Genomic DNA, 593 nt, shown 5'->3' with positions numbered 1-593 from the left:
GAGCAAAACTGGAGAAATGATTGTTACCGTACTGGGTTCCTGTATTTCTGCCTGTGTTCGAGATGTGCAACTTGGTATAGGTGGAATGAATCACTTTATGTTACCAGAGCAAGGGGCTCATTCGACGGAAAAGTGGGGAGCTTCAGAAATAAGCAGTGCCTCCAGGTACGGAAACTGGGCGATGGAATTTCTTATTAACGAAATCCTAAAGCTTGGTGGTACGCGTCGAAATCTCGAAATCAAAGTTTTTGGTGGCGGCAATGTTCTTAGCAACATGACTGACATTGGTAAGCGAAATATAGCGTACGTAAGAAAGTACATTTACGAAGAAAATTTTGAGCTAGCAGCGGAAGATGTTGGTGATATATACCCGAGAAAGGTCTTGTATTTTCCCGATACCGGTGCAGTTAAAGTAAGAAAGCTTAGAGAAACAACAAACGATACAGTCTTGCAAAGAGAGATTAGCTATAGCAATGACTTGAAGCAAAAGTCCGCACCAAGCGGTGGTGTTGAGTTGTTTGACTGATTCGCGCAGTAATATGTCGTACTTTTCGTGGAGAAGTAGGTTTGAGTAAGATAAAAGTTTTAATTGT

The 593-nt window shown here is 41.7% G+C and carries 1 protein-coding gene; it reads left to right on the top strand.

What is annotated here, in order from left to right:
• A partial coding sequence (locus A3756_RS19110) for a chemotaxis protein CheD (protein WP_082865372.1) occupies positions 1-526 on the top strand: 526 nt, incomplete at its 5' end.
• Between the last annotated feature and the right edge of the window lie 67 nt (positions 527-593).

The sequence above is a fragment of the Oleiphilus sp. HI0086 genome, from assembly GCF_001635225.1.
This window is presented reverse-complemented; position numbering and strand designations above follow the sequence as displayed.